14 protein-coding genes are annotated in these 15,204 nt (G+C 73.2%); 5 read left to right on the top strand and 9 right to left on the bottom strand.

Annotated elements, in window-relative coordinates; translation table 11 throughout:
• Positions 1-100: 100 nt before the first annotated feature.
• Entirely contained in the window at positions 101-271 is a 171-nt protein-coding gene (locus QSK36_RS20410; protein WP_183540702.1) for a hypothetical protein, read from the top strand.
• On the opposite strand, the gene QSK36_RS20405 is transcribed toward QSK36_RS20410, so the two are convergent.
• From QSK36_RS20405 to QSK36_RS20390, 4 genes are read right to left on the bottom strand one after another with little or no spacing between them, the layout of a single operon-like run.
• Entirely contained in the window at positions 231-944 is a 714-nt protein-coding gene (locus tag QSK36_RS20405) for a VOC family protein (protein ID WP_285783523.1), read from the bottom strand. The two genes, QSK36_RS20410 and QSK36_RS20405, sit on opposite strands and share 41 nt — an antisense overlap.
• Complete coding sequence (locus tag QSK36_RS20400) at positions 931-1,716, bottom strand: alpha/beta fold hydrolase (protein ID WP_285783791.1); 786 nt, start codon at positions 1,714-1,716, stop codon at positions 931-933. The genes QSK36_RS20405 and QSK36_RS20400 overlap by 14 nt, the downstream gene beginning before the upstream one ends.
• Positions 1,716-2,639: a Rieske 2Fe-2S domain-containing protein gene (locus tag QSK36_RS20395; RefSeq protein WP_285783522.1), complete on the bottom strand. Its 924-nt coding sequence runs from the start codon at positions 2,637-2,639 to the stop codon at positions 1,716-1,718. Before QSK36_RS20395 ends, QSK36_RS20400 begins: the two co-directional genes overlap by 1 nt.
• Positions 2,636-3,862 (bottom strand): flavin monoamine oxidase family protein, encoded by a 1,227-nt coding sequence (locus tag QSK36_RS20390; RefSeq protein ID WP_285783521.1) that lies wholly within the window; start codon positions 3,860-3,862, stop codon positions 2,636-2,638. Before QSK36_RS20390 ends, QSK36_RS20395 begins: the two co-directional genes overlap by 4 nt.
• Before the next feature lie 90 nt (positions 3,863-3,952).
• Here QSK36_RS20390 and QSK36_RS20385 point away from each other — a divergent pair, with 90 nt between their 5' ends.
• Positions 3,953-5,116 (top strand): cytochrome P450, encoded by a 1,164-nt coding sequence (locus tag QSK36_RS20385; protein ID WP_183540712.1) that lies wholly within the window; start codon positions 3,953-3,955, stop codon positions 5,114-5,116.
• Positions 5,117-5,119: 3 nt separating this feature from the next.
• On the opposite strand, the gene QSK36_RS20380 is transcribed toward QSK36_RS20385, so the two are convergent.
• From QSK36_RS20380 to QSK36_RS20370, 3 genes are read right to left on the bottom strand one after another with little or no spacing between them, the layout of a single operon-like run.
• A complete protein-coding gene (locus tag QSK36_RS20380; RefSeq protein ID WP_183540714.1) occupies positions 5,120-5,977 on the bottom strand; it encodes an ABC transporter permease in 858 nt (285 codons plus the stop codon).
• Positions 5,977-6,921, bottom strand: coding sequence for an ABC transporter ATP-binding protein (locus QSK36_RS20375; RefSeq protein WP_285783520.1), 945 nt, complete (start codon positions 6,919-6,921; stop codon positions 5,977-5,979). The genes QSK36_RS20380 and QSK36_RS20375 overlap by 1 nt, the downstream gene beginning before the upstream one ends.
• Positions 6,922-6,949: 28 nt before the next feature.
• Positions 6,950-7,336, bottom strand: a complete 387-nt coding sequence (locus QSK36_RS20370) for a hypothetical protein (protein WP_079320571.1) — start codon at positions 7,334-7,336, stop codon at positions 6,950-6,952.
• 237 nt (positions 7,337-7,573) lie between these two features.
• On the opposite strand from QSK36_RS20370, the gene QSK36_RS20365 reads away from it, so the two are divergent.
• Genes QSK36_RS20365 through QSK36_RS20355 form a run of 3 tightly spaced genes read left to right on the top strand, consistent with a single transcriptional unit; the run spans position 7,574 to position 9,908 of the window.
• The gene (locus QSK36_RS20365) at positions 7,574-8,893 is read left to right on the top strand and encodes a cytochrome P450 (protein WP_285783519.1); all 1,320 of its coding nucleotides are present in this window, start codon (positions 7,574-7,576) and stop codon (positions 8,891-8,893) included.
• Positions 8,890-9,726: a class I SAM-dependent methyltransferase gene (locus tag QSK36_RS20360; protein ID WP_285783518.1), complete on the top strand. Its 837-nt coding sequence runs from the start codon at positions 8,890-8,892 to the stop codon at positions 9,724-9,726. The genes QSK36_RS20365 and QSK36_RS20360 overlap by 4 nt, the downstream gene beginning before the upstream one ends.
• Positions 9,723-9,908: a hypothetical protein gene (locus QSK36_RS20355; RefSeq protein ID WP_079320568.1), complete on the top strand. Its 186-nt coding sequence runs from the start codon at positions 9,723-9,725 to the stop codon at positions 9,906-9,908. Before QSK36_RS20360 ends, QSK36_RS20355 begins: the two co-directional genes overlap by 4 nt.
• A gap of 60 nt (positions 9,909-9,968) precedes the next feature.
• Here the strand turns inward: QSK36_RS20355 and QSK36_RS20350 are convergent, their stop codons facing one another.
• Positions 9,969-12,944, bottom strand: a complete 2,976-nt coding sequence (locus QSK36_RS20350; protein WP_285783517.1) for an NHLP bacteriocin export ABC transporter permease/ATPase subunit — start codon at positions 12,942-12,944, stop codon at positions 9,969-9,971.
• Positions 12,941-15,193: an NHLP family bacteriocin export ABC transporter peptidase/permease/ATPase subunit gene (locus QSK36_RS20345; RefSeq protein WP_285783516.1), complete on the bottom strand. Its 2,253-nt coding sequence runs from the start codon at positions 15,191-15,193 to the stop codon at positions 12,941-12,943. Before QSK36_RS20345 ends, QSK36_RS20350 begins: the two co-directional genes overlap by 4 nt.
• Positions 15,194-15,204 lie beyond the last annotated feature (11 nt).

Below are 15,204 nucleotides of genomic sequence, written 5' to 3'. Positions count from 1 at the left end.
CCCGGGATCAGGATACGTAATAACCGGAATCACCCTGGACGGCCCCCGGGACATGGCCGATGATGCGTTCGCCGAATTCTTTTTCCCTCGGGGAGCCGTCATGGGACTGGGTAACATCCGCCTTATCGTGCCGCTGGTGTACGCGATCGCGGTCGTCGTGTCGCTGATGATCGACAAGAGCGTGGGCGTGGTCGTCGTGATCGTCGGGGCGCTCCTCGTGGCCGCGTTCTTCATCTGGTTCCGTCCGCGGAGCGGGACCGGCCGTCCCTGACGCCGAACAGCGCGCCCCACGGATCGCGCACCACCGCCGCACGCCCGTCGTCCCACACCTCGGCGACCCGGCCGCCCGCCCGCTCCGCGGCCACGGCCGCCGAGGGCACGTCGTCCACGAGGAAATACGACACCCACTGCGGGGACACGCCGTGCGGCACGCCGCGCACCTCCCGTCCGTGCGCCGGCTCCTCCCCGAAGAGCCCCGTGTAGAAGGCGCCGGCGGCGGCGGGATCGGCCGCCCACAGCTCGTGGCCGCAGGTCGCGCCGTACTCGTCGACCAGGACGATGCCCTCCGCCCAGTGCCCCTGCCAGAAACCGACCGACGCACCCGTCGCGTCGACCGCGAACAGGAACCGCCCGTCCTCGCCGGCGCCGAGCGGCCCGAACACCACCGTGCCGCCGAGCTCGGTCACCCGCCCGGCCACCGCGTCGGCGTCCTTCGCCGCCAGGTAGGTGTTCCAGGTGGGCGTCAACCCCCGTCCCGGTGGCACCCGGCCGAATCCTCCGACGACCTCCCCGGCCTGCCGCGCCAGGCGATAGCCGTACTCCTCGGGCTCGTCGAAGGTCCAGCCGAACAGGCTCGCGTAGAAGTCCCGCGCTCCCTCAGGGTCGGCCGCCATGTAGTCCACCCAGCAGGGCGAGCCCTGCGCGTACGTCTCACGCCTGGGCACCCACCCGGCTCCTTTCCAGATGCGACCAGATGAGCCGCGCGGCGGCCGCCGGGCGCTCGATCAGGCACAGGTGGCCGGCGTCCGCCATCTCGACCACCCGGCAGCGGGGGACGACCGCGCCCAGCCGGTCGGCGTTGGCCGCGAACGTCGGCATCTCGGCGTCCCCGACGAGGACCAGCGTGTCGGCCCTGATCGCTCCGAGCGCCTCGTCGGTATGCGTGTGCCGGTGGAACGCCGCCATCGAGCCCGTGCGCAGTTCGTCCCAGCCGTGCCGGGCGATGACCGCCCGCAGGCTCGCCCGCAGCCGGGGGTGCGCCTGGGTGCCGCGGAAGATGTCGGGCGGGGAGGACATCCAGACGTCCGCCAGCGCGGCGCCGTCCGCGCCGGCCCGCCGCAACGCCATCAGCTCGCGGTAACGCGGGGCCGTCCCCGGCTCGCTGGGGGCGCCCGCGATGGTGGGAGCCGCCACGACGAGGCGCCGTACGACGTCGGGGGCGTCCACGGCGAGCTGGATCCCCGCCAGCGACCCGAAGGACAGGGCCACGACGTCGTGCGCCCCCTCGGCCCGCGCGACGGCCGCGATCTCGGCCGCCAGGCCCGGCAGCGTCGTGCCTGGCCGCATCGGACCGGACGCTCCGTGGCCCGGCAGGTCGACGCCGACGTGCCGCCGGCCGGGCAGCAGCGCCCACAGGTCGCGCCAGGTGGAGGAGTCCATCGTGTAGCCGTGGAGCCACAGCACGGCCGGGCCGCTCCCGCTCGCGTGCACCCGCATCACACCGGCTCCCCCGTCACCGCCGCGGAAGGGGTTCCGGCCGGTGGAACGGCGCCGAAGGTGGCGCAGAACCGGCGGAAGGCCAGCACGGGCCGGTCACCGGCGTCGTAGCGCTGCGGCGCGTCCGGATCGAGGTGGTCCCAGACGACGCGGTCCTGCTCGAAGGCGTACCGCGCGCCGTGGACCAGCGCGTCGAGCGCCTCGGCGCGCTCCGGCGGCAGTGCGATGGCGACCCGCCCCACACAACCGCCGGAGGTGGGCACGGCGCCCGTGATGATCGTGTACGGCGCCTCCGCGGTGCCCAGCTCGGTCACGACGAGGCTGGGACTGAAGGCCCGGGCGTAGAACCGGGAGGCGAAGTCGAGCCGGCGCTCCCGCTCCCACGGCGGGGCCTTGGTGCGGAACTCCCCTTCGATCGCCAGCTCGCCGTCGGGGCAGGGCGAGACCCGCATGCCGATCACCCGGGGCACGAGGTGGACCTGGTGGAAGTGCTCGGCGTCGAAGGCGTTCTCCACCACGTACTCCGAAGGGACCGCCACCGGCTGGATCACCGCGCCCACGACGATGTTGCCGTCGGCCACCTCCTTGATGGCCCGCTGGAAGCCCCGGTCGTCATCCGCGGACAGCCGCACGAACACCGCCGCGCCCGCCTGCTCGACCGCGTACTCGGCGACCGACCAGCGTCGCGCCGTGTCCCCGAGTGCCACCCGCTTGCCGTGGAAGGGGCAGACGACGCAATCGCCGTCCAGGGTGCCGCCGTGGCCGAGGGCCGCACCCCGGTGCGGGCACAGCCCGTCGAAGACGCGGACGCGCGACCCGTCCCGTACGGCGAGCAGCCTGCGCCCGCCGAGCAGCAGGGGGTTCAGCCCTTCGGCGAGTTCCTCCTCGAACGCCAGCAGATACCAGCCCGTGTGTAATTTCATCGCCCTACCGCCTCCAGGACCTCTCCGGCCGCGCGGTCACCGCTGGCCATGGCCGCCTGAACCATCGGGACGCCGGCCGCCGTGGCCTCGCCCGCGAAGAACACCGTGCCGCCCATCGGCTCCGCCCACGCCGCCCGCGCCCACAGGCCGCCGACCCGGGGATAGGTGAACGCACCGGTCGCCCAGGCGTCCGCCCCCCAGTCGGCCGTCTCGACGTGCTCGCACCGGGCGTCGGCGGCCCAGGGCAGCACCCGGCCCAGCGGGGGCGGCCCTCCGCGGGCCGCCTCGCGTGCCCGCGCGGCGGCCCCGGCCTTGGCCACCACCAGGACGCGCGTGCTGCCGGCGGTGCAGGTGACGAAGCCCAGCCCGCCCTCGGCGTCGAACACGACGGCCGACTCCGGGGCGGGCCGCGACAGCGTCACCACCCCGCACCAGGCGTCGCCGAGGCGCAGCGACTCGGCCGCCGCCCGCTTGCGGGCCGGCATGTCCGCGATCGCGAGCGCTCCGCCCGCGACCACGGGCGGAGGCACGGTCACCACCGCCGCCGCGGCCGTCACCGCGCCGTCGTCGAGGCGGGTCTCCACCCGGCCCGGCGACCAGGCGATGCTCCTGGCCGGGCTGCCGTGCCGCACGTCGAGCCCGTGGGCCAGCAGGCCGGGCAGCCGGTCGAACCCTCCGCGGACGGCGAATCGGCCCTCGCCGACGTCGTCGGCGCGGTGTCCGGCGGCCATGCCCACCGCGCTGAGGGACTCGGGGTCGGCCGCCCAGTTCTGCCGCAGCCACTCGGCCTGGTCGCCGGAGGTGAGCCGCCCTGCGACGGGCACGTCCTCCCCCGGGTCCCGCAGCAGGCTCTGCTCGACCGCCCACGGCGGCCGTCCCCGCCGGGCGAGCACGCCCAGCGGCAGCACCCGCCCCGCCGCGGCGACAAGGGCCGTGCCCGGCCGCACCGGCTCGGCCGCGTCCGGTTCCAGCACGTCCCACACGGGGTTGCGGTCGCCGTGGACGACCTGAGCCCCCAGCTCCATCGGGGGGCCGCCGTCGCCGGGCCGGTAGGTGCGCACCCGCCCGCCGACGCGGTCCCTGGCCTCCACCACCGTGACGGCCAGACCGGCGGCGCGCAGCCGCCGTGCGGCGGTCAGGCCGCTGACGCCCGCGCCCACGACCACTACATCGACCCGCATCGCTGCCTCCCATCGGCCCGTTCGGTCCGCAGTTGTTCGCATTCATCCCGGCGGCGACCGCTCTGTAGTAGCGTGGCCGTGCCGTGATCTTGTGACCCGTGATCTTGTGAGCTCAGCACCGAGGGATCGCCGATGACCGCTCTCCGCCGGCTTCCGGCCGGTCTGGCCCACCCGTTCTCGCCGGCGGGCAGATCCGACCCGTATCCGGCGTACGACTGGCTGCGGGCCAACGATCCGGTCCACTTCGACGTCACGTCCCGGATGTGGCTGCTCACGGCGCACGAGCACTGCGCGAGCGCGCTCAGGGACCCCCGGTTCTCGGCCGCCCTTGGACAGCGCGAGCGGGTGCGCGACGACGACCTGCCCGCCTCGATGCTGACCACCGACCCGCCCGAGCACAATCGGCTGCGCGGCCCCGGCATGGCCCTGCTCGGCCCCGCCGCGGTGCGCGAGCTCGCCGCCGGCATCGCCACCGTCGTGGACGGCCTGCTCGACGGGCTGGCGGACGCGGCCGAGGTCACCCGGGACCTCGGCGAGCCGTTCGCGACCGGCGTGCTGGCCCGGACGCTGCTCGTGCCGCGCGAGGACGAGGCGGCCTTCGCGGACCTGGCGCGGCGGGCCTCGGTCAACCTCGACCCGCTGGCCGGGCCGCAGGCCGCACGGGAGGGCCGCGTGGCGATGGGCGAGCTGACCCGCTTCCTCGACACGCACGTGGCGCGCGGGCCCGGCGGGTCGATCGGGCGGCTGGCCGCGGACGAGCGGCTGACCCGGCCCGAGATGCTGGGCATCCTCTCGCTGGCCGTCGTCGGCGGCTGGCGCCCGCTGGCCGAGATGGTGGGCAACGCGCTGTTCTGGCTGCTGCCTCGCCCCGAGGCCCTGGCCGCCCTTCGCGAGGGCGGCGACGACCTCGCCCGTACGGCGGTCGACGAGCTGCTGCGGCTGGAGGCGCCCATCCCCTTCACGGCGAGGGTGACGACCGCGGAGGTGTCCTTCGGGGACGCGGTCATTCCCGCCGGGGCGCGGGTGCTCGCCGTGGTCGCGGCGGCCAACCGGGACCCGGCCGTCTTCGACCGCCCCGGCGACCTGGTGCTGACCCGGTCTCCCAATCCCCACCTCGCCTTCGGCGCCGGCACCCATTTCTGCCTGGGCGCGCCCCTCGTCCGGCAGGCCGGCGCGCTGCTGCTGCGCGGCCTGGCCGAGCGCTTCCCCGCGATCCGCCCGGACGGCGCCCCGCCCGCCTGGGCGCCCGTGCTCGTGCCGCGCCGGCTGAGCGAGTTCCGGATCCGGCTCTCCTGACGGTCAGCGGACGTTGGGTCCGCGCCAGCGGAAGGTCAGGAAGCTCAGCGCGAGCCCGGCGAGGCACCACGCGGCCAGCACGAGCGCCACGCGGTCGAGCTCCCACACGCCCGCGGGCTCGACGTGGGCGAAATCGTTGGGCAGGAACACCGAGCGCAGTCCCTGGGTCATCCACTTGAGCGGGAACAGGGCCGCGACCGTCTGCATCCACGCCGGCAACTGGCTGTAGGGGAAGAACACCCCCGAGATGAACTGCAGCACCAGGAACGGCAGGGTGACGATGGCCGAGGCCGACCGGGCGTTGGGGATGACCGAGCTGAACGCCACGGCCAGCAGCGTGCAGGCCACCGCGCCGAGCAGCAGCACCCACACGAGCGTCTCCCAGCGGGCGGTGGTCGAGGGCAGCGGCAGCCCGAACGCCAGCACGGCCACCGCGAGCAGCAGGAGCGTCTCCAGGGTGCCGGTCACGGCCACCCTGACCACCTTGCCGATGAAGTAGGCGGACTTCGGCATCGGGCTGGAGGCCAGCCGGCGGATCATCCCGGTGTCGCGCTCGATGGCGACGCTGATGGCCAGCCCGTTGAAGCTGACGCTCATCACGCCACAGGCGATGATGCCCGCGATGAACATCTGCTTGAAGTCGGTGTGGGTGCCGGGCACGGTCCCCGAGAAGATGGAGCCGAGCACGACCAGCAGCACGATGGGCAGCAGCAGCGTGAAGACCAGCGACTGCCGGTTGCGGAAGAACGACTTGAGCTCGACCGACGATCGCGAGACGGCCGACCGCCACACGATCGAGCGGGTGGGATCGAGCACCACCGCGCCCCTCTCCTGGGTGAGGGCTGCGTTGGGAGCGCTCATCACACGACACCGCCTTCCTGGTTGCTCCGGATGAGGTCCAGGTAGATCTCCTCGAGCGACGGCCGGTGGATGCGCAGGTCCGGCAGTTCGCGCACACCGGAGGCGGCCGCCCAGGGCAGCAGCGCGGCCATGGCCTCGGTGGGGTGGTGCGTGCGTACGACCACCAGGCCCTCCGCCTCCTCCACCACGGCGTCGCCCGGCAGCGCGGGCAGGCTCCTGTCGAGCCCGTCCGCCCTGGCGAAGCTCACGGCGGCGGGTGTCGCGCGCCGGCCGCCCAGCTCCGCGACCGGGCCGGACTCGACGACCCGTCCCCCGACGATGACGGCCGCCCGCTGCGCCAGCGCCTCGACCTCGTCCAGGTAATGGGTGGTGAGCACGGTGGTCTTGCCACGGTCTGTGAAGTAGCGGACGAGGTCCCACGCCTCCCTGCGGGCGACGGGGTCGAGTCCCGTCGTCGGCTCGTCCAGGAAGATCAGGTCGGGGTCCCCGATAACGCCGACCGCGACGTCGAGCCGCCGGGCCTGCCCGCCGGAGAGCGTCTGCGCCTGCTTGCGCGCCTGCTTGCCGAGGCCGACCATGTCGATCACCTCGGCCACCGGCAGCGGCGCGGGGTAGAACGCCGCGAAGTGCTCGACCACCTCGCGCACGGTCAGGTCGGTGTACGCCCCCGTCGTCTGGGGGACGACGCCGATCCGCGCGCGCCACTCGGGCGCGTCCTCGGCCGGGTCACGGCCGAGGACGCGCACGTCGCCGGAGGTCCGCCGGCGAACCCCCACCAGGATCTCGACCGTGGTGGTCTTGCCGGCGCCGTTCGGCCCGAGGAGGGCGAACACCTCGCCGCTCCGCACGTCGAGGTCCACCTCCTCGACCGCGTTCACCGGACCGTACCGCTTGTGCAGGGAGCGCACGTGTACGGGGTTCGCCTGCTCGGCGATCGTGGACATGATCTGCCCTCCGAGTGTGTCGTGATCGTCAGGTGCAGCAGCAGCAGGGGCAGCAGCAGCAGTTGATGTCGATCGACTCGGCCGAGGACACGCCGGCCGCGATGGAGTCGAGGTCGCCCTCGTTGAGCTCGGCCATGTCGACCTGCGGCGTCTCGGGGATGTGCAGTTCGAAGCGGCCCGTCTCGAGGCCCCGCTCCCACAGCGCGACCTGTACCTCGATGTTGCTGTCGTGGTGGCCTTCGGGGATGTTGCGGACGAGTACGACCTCGGCTCCCGCCGGCAGCTCCAGACCGGACTCGGCCAGGGCCGAGCGGGGGTCGGAGTCCAGACGGGCCGAGTATTCCTCACTCGACCACGCCGTGATCAGAACGCGGGTGTACGCGTTCACGAATTCCGCGCGCTGTCTCGGGTCCAAAGACATAGCCTGCCTCCCGGCTTTTTCGCGGGCAATGTGTCCCGCTGCTTTCGAAATGAAGTCTTACACGGCCGGACGGGAACGCACAGACTTAATTTCCGGGCCACTCGCATAAGTATTGAGGACGCGAACGGCGCAGACTATGCTCCGATCAGGAAATATCACCGAGTACGTATTCACTCCGAATCGCATGCGCAATTCATCGGCGAATACGTATTTAAAAAAGTGAGGGTGGGCATGGCCGATACGCACAGCGGTTACGTATCCCTGCCGCCGGGTCCGGACGGCGCCCAGAGCCTGCGCAGCATGCGGGAGGACCCGCTGCGCTTCGTCACCGAGATGGCCGCCTACGGCGACGTGACGAGGCACGAGGCCGAGGGAGCGCCCGTCTACATGCTGCACCGGCCCGACCTGGCCCGGCACGTGCTGAAGGACAACGGCGCCAACTACACCAAGGACCGCACGCCCGACGACGACATGCTGCGTCCCCTGCTCGGCAACGGGTTGCTGACCAGCGGCGGCGAGGAATGGGCCCGGCAGCGCAAGATGATCGCCCCGGCCTTCCGCCCGACCGAGGTCGAGCGGTTCGACCAGGTCATGACCGACGCCGCGGCCGGCCTGACCGAGCGGTGGCGGCGGGCCGGTGAGGAGGGCGCGGCGGTCCGGGTCGACCACGACCTGACCGCTCTCACACTCACCGTCATCGCGCGGGCCATGCTCGGCGCGGACATCGCGGGCGTCGGCGACGGCTTCGGCCGGGCTGTGGACGAGGTCAACCGCTTCATCGGCCACTTCGACCCCACCTCCGAGGGAGGGGGCCGGGAGGGGTTCCGCCGGGCGAAGGCGTTCCTCGACGGCGTCACCCGGGCGATCGTGGCCGCCCGCCGGGCCACCGGGCAGGAGGGCCACGACCTGCTCGGCGCGATGCTGGCCTCGGGGCACGCGATGACCGCGACCGACCTGCGCGACCAGGTGCTGACGATCGTCATGGCCGGGCACGAGACCACGGCCAAGGCGCTGACCTGGACGCTCTACCTCCTCGACCGTCATCCCGACGCCGCGCGGGCGGTGCGCGCGGAGGTGGACGAGGTGCTGGGCGGCGACCGGACCCCCACCGCGGCCGACCTGCCCCGGCTGACGACCTGCCAGCGGGCGATCAAGGAGGCCATGCGGCTGTACCCGCCCGTGTGGCTCATCTCCCGGCGCTCCGTCGAGGCCGACGTCGTCGGCGGCTACCCCATACCGCCCGGCACGCTCGTGTGCGTCAGCCCGTACGTACTCCACCGGGATCCGCGGTACTGGCCCGACCCGGAGACGTACGCACCGGACCGGTTCGCGACCGAGCACACCCACGCGGGCCACCAGTACCTCCCCTTCGGGGGCGGCCCCCGGGTGTGCGTCGGCCGCCACTTCGCGATGGTCGAGGCCACCCTCGTGCTGGCGGTGCTGCTGCGCACCGTGCGCCCGGAGCTCGTCCCCGGCCACCCGGTCGAGCCCGAGGCCCTGGTCACGCTGCGCCCCCGGCACGGCATGCTCATGGTCCCGAGGCCGCGGTGACCGCCGTGACGGGCGCCGGGTCGTACGATCCGGCCACGACGACCGCCGGGGGCCTGCGCGGCGAGCTGGCGCGTCTGGAGGCCCAGGCCGAGCTCTCCTTCGACGAGGAGCTGCGTGTCCTGCTCGACGTCGGCCTGCCCGCACCGCTGCTGGAGCTCGGGGCGGGCTCCGGCGCGGTCACGCGGCGGCTGCGGGCCGCCCTGCCGGACCTGCCCATACTGGCTGCCGACATCGACACGGCGCTGCTGGCGCACGCGTCCGGCGCGCGGGTTCCGCTGCTCGGTTGCGACGCCGTACGGCTGCCGCTGGCGGACGGGGCCGTGGGCACCGTCCTGCTCCGGTACGTACTGCAGCACGTGGCCGACCCGGCGACGGTGGTGGCCGAGGCCCTGCGGGTGCTGCGGCCGGGCGGACGGCTGATCGTGATCGAGGTGGACGCGATGCTGTGGGGCTTGGCCGACCCGATGTACCCCGAGATGGCCGGCGTCCACAACCGCATGACCGGCGCGCAGCGGCAGGCGGGCGGCGACCGGCTGATCGGGCGCAAGCTCACCCGGCTCCTTCGCCGTGCGGGCTTCGGCGACGTGGTCCTGCGCCCGTTCGCCACCACCAACGACGACCGCCCCACCGAGGCGTTCGCTCCCCACCTGGGCCCGGAGCGGCTGGCGCCGCTGGTCGCCTCCGGGGCCCTGTCCCTGCCCGAGCTCGCCCTGGCGGCCGACCGGTGGCGGCGTTTCCGCGCCGACCCCGACGCCTGGGTCATGCTGCTCGGCCTCGTCGTCGCCGGGACCGCACCGGGCGGTTCCGCCGAGTCCGAACGGAGTACGTCATGAGCCCCTTCTGGAAAATCTTCGTCGCGATCTTCTGTTACATCAGCGGCATCGTGGGCCTCGGGCTGGCCGTCGCCAACGCCAGCGTGAAGCCGCCCGCCACCACCCACGCCTTCGTGTACGGCGGGCTCGGCGTGGTGTTCCTCATCGCCGGAATCGTGTTGAGCCGCAGGCCCCGCTACTGAACACGTGAGAACCGCCGGCGGGCCGTTTCCGGTCCGCCGGCGGTGTGCACGTTCCGGGCCTCAGATCTGCCGTCGCGCCAGCCGGGCGAACAGCCCGTCGGCATCCTCAAGCAGCTCCTGGTACTTGCCCTGCTGGACGATGCGCCCGCGGTCGAGCACCACGATCTTGTCGGCGTCCCTGATCGTCGAGAGCCGGTGCGCGATCACGATCCGGGTGGCGTTGAGCTGGCGGGTGCTCTCCGTGACGATCTTCTGGGTGGGGTTGTCCAGCGCGCTGGTCGCCTCGTCGAACAGCACGATGCGGGGGTGCGAGACGAGGGCGCGTGCGATCATGATGCGCTGCCGCTGCCCGCCCGACAGCGTGTTGGTGCCCTCCGACAGCACCGTGTGCATGCCCATCGGCATGTTCGCGATGTCGTCGGCGATGCCCGCCATGCCGGCGGCGTCCCACGCGTCGTCGACCGTGTGGTCGGTGCTGCCGATGATGTTGGCCTTGATGTCGCCGGCGAGCAGCGCGCTGTTCTGCAGGACCACCCCGCACTGGCGGCGCACCGCACCGATGTCCAGCTCGCCCAGGTCCTGGCCGTCGTGCAGGACCGTCCCCGAGGTCGGCGACTCGAAGCCCAGCAGCAGCCGCAGGATCGTCGACTTGCCGCTGCCGGTCGGGCCGACGACCGCGACGAACTCGCCGGGCTCCACCGACAGGTCCACCCCGTCCAGGACGAGCGGCCCGTCCTCGCCGTACCGGAACGACACCCGCGACAGCTCGATCCGGCCCGAAAGCTCGCCCGGGTCGGCCTTGCCGGCGTGATCCTCCGGCTCGGCCGCCAGGATCGGCCGCAGCCGCTCCAGCATGGGCACCACGCTCATCGCGGTGATCGCCGCGCCGGTGAACTGCAGCACCGAGGCCAGCAGCAGGTTGAACGCGGCGAAGAACGCCAGGAACGCGGGGACGGTCACGTCCCCGAGCATCGGCCCGGCCACCACGGCGAAGACGATGACCGACGCGACCAGCGGGAAGCCGGCGTTGAAGGTCGTGACGAGGTTCTGCACCCGGCGGGCGGACACGCCGATGCCGCGCGCCTTGAGGAACTCCGACGACCAGACCCCGAAGGCCCGGTCCTCGGCCGCCGCCACCCGCAGCTTCGGCACCGCCGTCAGAAGCTGGAAGACCCGCGACGACAGCCGCTGCTGGTGGGTGTAGATCCGGCGTTGCAGCCGCACCTCGAAGTAGCCGGCGACCGCGCACACGAGCACCCCGGCCAGCACGAGCGCCGTCGCGATCAGCGCCAGCCGCACGTCGTAGAGATAGACGAGCACGAGGTTGGCCAGGCCGGCGAACAGGCCGAGGGCCGCCGTCGTCATGACGCCGGACAGCGTCTCCTGCACCGCGCTGACGCCGAGGACCGTGGTGCCCAGCTCGGCCGTGGAGTAGTTGGTGAAGAACGTCGCCGGCAGCGACAGCAGCCGCATCCACGCGCCCGCCTGCAGGCGGGCCGACGACCTGCCCTCGATGCGCAGCGCGGCGAAGTTCTGCACCACCGACAGCGCGGCCGCCACGAGCGAGCCCGCGATCACCAGCAGCGCGCCCTGCACGATCATCTCGCGCTCGGCCCTGGCCACGTATGTGCCGAGCACGAGGCCGGTCATGGCGGGCACCAGCAGGCCAATGCAGGCCACCAGCGTCCCGAGGCTGAGCAGGGTCCACAGGTCCTTGCGGTTCTTGGCCAGGCCGAACCGCAACAGCCCGCCCACCCCGGTGACGGTCGGCGGCAGCGGCTCGTACAGCACGTCGGCGTGCCGGGTCAGCGTGCCGGCCACCGCCGCGGTGACCGGGGTGACGCGCTCCTCCCCCGGCGCGGCCACGACGTAGCGCGACCCGATGGGCAGCAGCGCAACCGGCGCCCCGTCGGAGGAGCGGTAGCCCACCATCGGCCCGATGTCCCGCCGCCACCAGTGGTCGTCCAGCCTGATCCGGCGGGTGCGCACGCCTGAGGCGAGCGCGATGGCCTGGAGCGGGTCGATCCGGCCGCCGTGCGCGCCTCCTGGCGGGGGCGCGGTCACCGAGAAGCCGGCGTGCGAGGCCACCAGGCGCGCGGCGGCCAGTGCGGGCGGGTCCCCTGCCACGTCGGCGAGGCGGACCCGCGCCTCGGTGTCGCGCACCAGCGTGTCGAACCCGCGGGCGGTGGTGCGCAGCACGTCCCCGCCCCGCTCGGCCCGGCTCGTCAGCGCCCTCAGCTCGGTCGAGTTCCGGCGTTCGATCCGCCGGTCGATCATGTAGAGGAAGCGGGTGGTGTGCTCGACCCACCGGTGCCACAGCTCGCCCGCGCCCAGCAGGTCGAGGGTCGACCGGGCGCGCAACCGGGCCGGACCGAGCGCCGCCAGCCAGTCCCGCTCGGTGACGCAGACCTCGGCGCCCGCGCTCAGCTGACCGGCGACGCCCTCCGGCATCTCGACGACGCCGTCCTCTACGGTGATCCACCGGACGCCGTCGACCGACCGGACGGCCTCGCCCCTGCGGACGATGGTGGGCTCGTGCGGCGACAGCGGGACGAAGTCTCGGGGGGGCAGCGTGTCGCGCATCGACGCGGCGAGCGCCACCACCCCGGCCTCCAGGCCCCGCACGAACTCGCGCACCGCCAGGCCGTACTCGCGGGTGGGCAGGGCGCGGACCGCCTTCCCCGACTCGGAGGGGCCGTCGACGCGCCGGGCCGACAGGCCCTCCAGCCGGGCCAGCGGCAGGCGCGACACGCGGGTGCCGAGCACCGGCCGCCCGACGATGCTGTGCCTGGGCCCCCGGGGCGAGCCGAGCACCAGCGCGCCCTGCCGCACCCGGCACAGGTAGTTCCACCTGCCGACCGGCCTGCCGTTCTCCAGGCGTACGGCGAAAAGGTCGACCGCGCCGCGCTCGACCAGCAGCACCTCGCGCAGGTCGGCCAGCACGAGCAGCCGGTCGGCCGAGTAGTCGATGGGCGTGGCCGCGTCGGTGAAGAACGGCGAGAACGCCGAGGACGGCGTCACGGTCGAGACGCTCATTGGTCCGCTCCCTCACCGCCCGGCTGGGCGTTCTCTATCAGCCACGCGTAGTGCCCGCCGAGGCGCACGAGGTCCTCGTGCGTGCCGCGCTCCACCACCTCGCCCTGGTACAGCACGAGGATCTCGTCGGCGTCCCGTACGGTCGACAGCCGGTGAGCGATGATCAGGCAGGCGCATCCCCGGCGGCGCAGGTTGTCGGCGATCACCCGCTCGGTCTCCGGGTCGAGCGCGCTGGTCGCCTCGTCGAGGACGAGCAGGGTCGGCTGCGCGGCCAGCGCCCTGGCCAGCTCCAGCCGCTGGCGCTGCCCGCCGCTGAAGTTGCGCCCGCCCTCGCGCACCCGGCTGTTGAGCCCGCCGGGGCGGGCGGAGATGACGTCGAAGATGGCCGCGTCGTGCAGCGCGGCGGTGACGACCTCGTCGGAGACGTCCTCGCTCCACAGCGTGAGGTTGTCGCGCACCGTGCCCTCGAACAGCGAGATGTCCTGGTCCACGTACGCGACCGAGGCCGCCAGCTCGGTCCTGGAGATCTCCTCGCGGTCGCGCCCGTCGAGCAGCACCCGGCCCGACGCCGGCCGGTAGAGCCCCGCCACGAGCCGGCCGATGGTCGACTTCCCGCTCCCCGAGCTCCCGACGATCGCCACCCGCCGGCCGGGCACCACCGAGAACGACACGTCCTTGATCACCGGCTTGGCCAGCGGGTTGTACCCGAACGTCACGTCCTCGAAGGTGATCGCCCCGTCGAGCCGGCTGCCGGCGGGCCTGTCCGGCCGGTCGAAGACCGGCGAGCGGGGGTGACGCTCCACGTCGTACAGCCGGGTGATGTCGGCCGAGATGTCCTGCAGACGCCCGCCGAGGTTGGTGAGCTGGGTGACCGGCCGCGACAGCGCGCCGAGCAGGCTCTGGAAGGCCACCAGCAGGCCGACGCTGACCGCGCCGTCCACCACCCGCAGGCCGCCGACGAGCAGGATGAGGCCGCTGTTGACCCCGGCGAGCAGCGGAGGCACGACCGTGATGACCGCGCTGGGCACGCCCAGCCGCTGCCGGGCGGTCACGGCCTTGGCCAGGAAGCCCGCCCACCGCTGGAAGGCGCTGGGCTCGGCGCCGGTGGCCTTCACGGTCTCCACGAGCTGCAGGGTGTTGAAGGTGGCCGACGTGAGGTTGCCGAGATCGGCCCGCAGCGCGGCCACCGCGTCGGTCCTGGCTCTGGACACCTGCCGCAGCACCAGGATGTTGAGCAGCGCCATGCCCACGCCGATGAGGCCGAGCAGCAGGTCGTACCGGATCAGGACGACCGCGTAGAAGAGCACCAGCACGAGGTTGACGACGGTGATCGCCAGGTCCCTGGACAGGATCTCGGCGACCGTGTCGTTGGCCGACACCCGCCTGGCGACCTCGGCGGGCCTGCGTTGCAGGAAGAACTCCACCGGCAGGCGCAGTAGATGGCGGAAGAAACGGGCGGAGCTGACCAGCCCCATCCGTATCTCCATCCGCAGCAGATAGTGCCGCTGGACCGAGGTCAGCACGAACATCGCCAGGGCGGTCATCGACATCGCCAGCAGCAGCGGCAGGATGAAGCCGGGGTCGCGGCCGGTGAGGATGTGGTCGATGAACACCCGGCTGAACGCCGGCGCGATGATCCCGGGCACGACCAGCAGCAGGCTGACCAGCAGCACCAGCGGCAGCGCCCGGCCGGAGGGCATGCGGCGCGACAGCAGCGCCTCGGCCACCCGGGTGGGCCGGCCGCCGGGCCGGAACCCGGGCCCGGGCTCGAAGGTCAGCACGATGCCGGTGAAGCCCGAGTCGAATTCGTCCCAGTCGAGCAGGCGCGGGCCGCTCGCGGGGTCGTTGACCGCCACCACCGGCCTGCCGAAGCGGGTGCGGATGCCCTCGACGACCATGAAGTGCTGGAACGCCCAGAAGATGATCGCCGGTTTGACGATGTCGCGCAGGTCGTCCAGCTCCATCTGGAAGCCCTTGGCCTCCAGCCCGTACTTGCGGGCGGCGGCGATCACGCTGGACGCCTTCGCGCCGTCCCGGGACACCGCGCAGGCGGCCCGCAGCTCCTCCAGCGGCACGAACCTGCCGTAGTGGCCGAGGACCATGGCGAGGGCGGCGGCCCCGCACTCGACGGCCTCCATCTGGATGACGGTCGGCGTGCTCCCGCGCCGGCCGCCCCGTTTGCGGGGACCGCGCCTGCGCGGTGCGCGGGGCGGTGAGGCGTCGGCGCGGGGGGCCGTGACCTGGCTCATCCGTCTCCTTC

Source organism: Microbispora sp. NBRC 16548 (assembly GCF_030268985.1).
Taxonomy (GTDB): Bacteria; Actinomycetota; Actinomycetes; order Streptosporangiales; family Streptosporangiaceae; genus Microbispora; species Microbispora catharanthi.
Note: the sequence above shows the minus strand (reverse complement) of the source record. Positions and strands in the feature narration are given on the sequence as shown.

What these genes read in the sequence shown, in the direction of transcription:
- QSK36_RS20410 (WP_183540702.1), top strand. Translation starts at nt 101, where the DNA reads ATGGGACTGGGTAACATCCGCCTTATCGTGCCGCTGGTGTACGCGATC.
- QSK36_RS20400 (WP_285783791.1), bottom strand. Translation starts at nt 1,716, where the DNA reads ATGCGGGTGCACGCGAGCGGGAGCGGCCCGGCCGTGCTGTGGCTCCAC.
- QSK36_RS20395 (WP_285783522.1), bottom strand. Translation starts at nt 2,639, where the DNA reads ATGAAATTACACACGGGCTGGTATCTGCTGGCGTTCGAGGAGGAACTC.
- QSK36_RS20390 (WP_285783521.1), bottom strand. Translation starts at nt 3,862, where the DNA reads ATGCGAACAACTGCGGACCGAACGGGCCGATGGGAGGCAGCGATGCGG.
- QSK36_RS20385 (WP_183540712.1), top strand. Translation starts at nt 3,953, where the DNA reads ATGACCGCTCTCCGCCGGCTTCCGGCCGGTCTGGCCCACCCGTTCTCG.
- QSK36_RS20380 (WP_183540714.1), bottom strand. Translation starts at nt 5,977, where the DNA reads ATGAGCGCTCCCAACGCAGCCCTCACCCAGGAGAGGGGCGCGGTGGTG.
- QSK36_RS20375 (WP_285783520.1), bottom strand. Translation starts at nt 6,921, where the DNA reads ATGTCCACGATCGCCGAGCAGGCGAACCCCGTACACGTGCGCTCCCTG.
- QSK36_RS20365 (WP_285783519.1), top strand. Translation starts at nt 7,574, where the DNA reads ATGGCCGATACGCACAGCGGTTACGTATCCCTGCCGCCGGGTCCGGAC.
- QSK36_RS20355 (WP_079320568.1), top strand. Translation starts at nt 9,723, where the DNA reads ATGAGCCCCTTCTGGAAAATCTTCGTCGCGATCTTCTGTTACATCAGC.
- QSK36_RS20350 (WP_285783517.1), bottom strand. Translation starts at nt 12,944, where the DNA reads ATGAGCGTCTCGACCGTGACGCCGTCCTCGGCGTTCTCGCCGTTCTTC.
- QSK36_RS20345 (WP_285783516.1), bottom strand. Translation starts at nt 15,193, where the DNA reads ATGAGCCAGGTCACGGCCCCCCGCGCCGACGCCTCACCGCCCCGCGCA.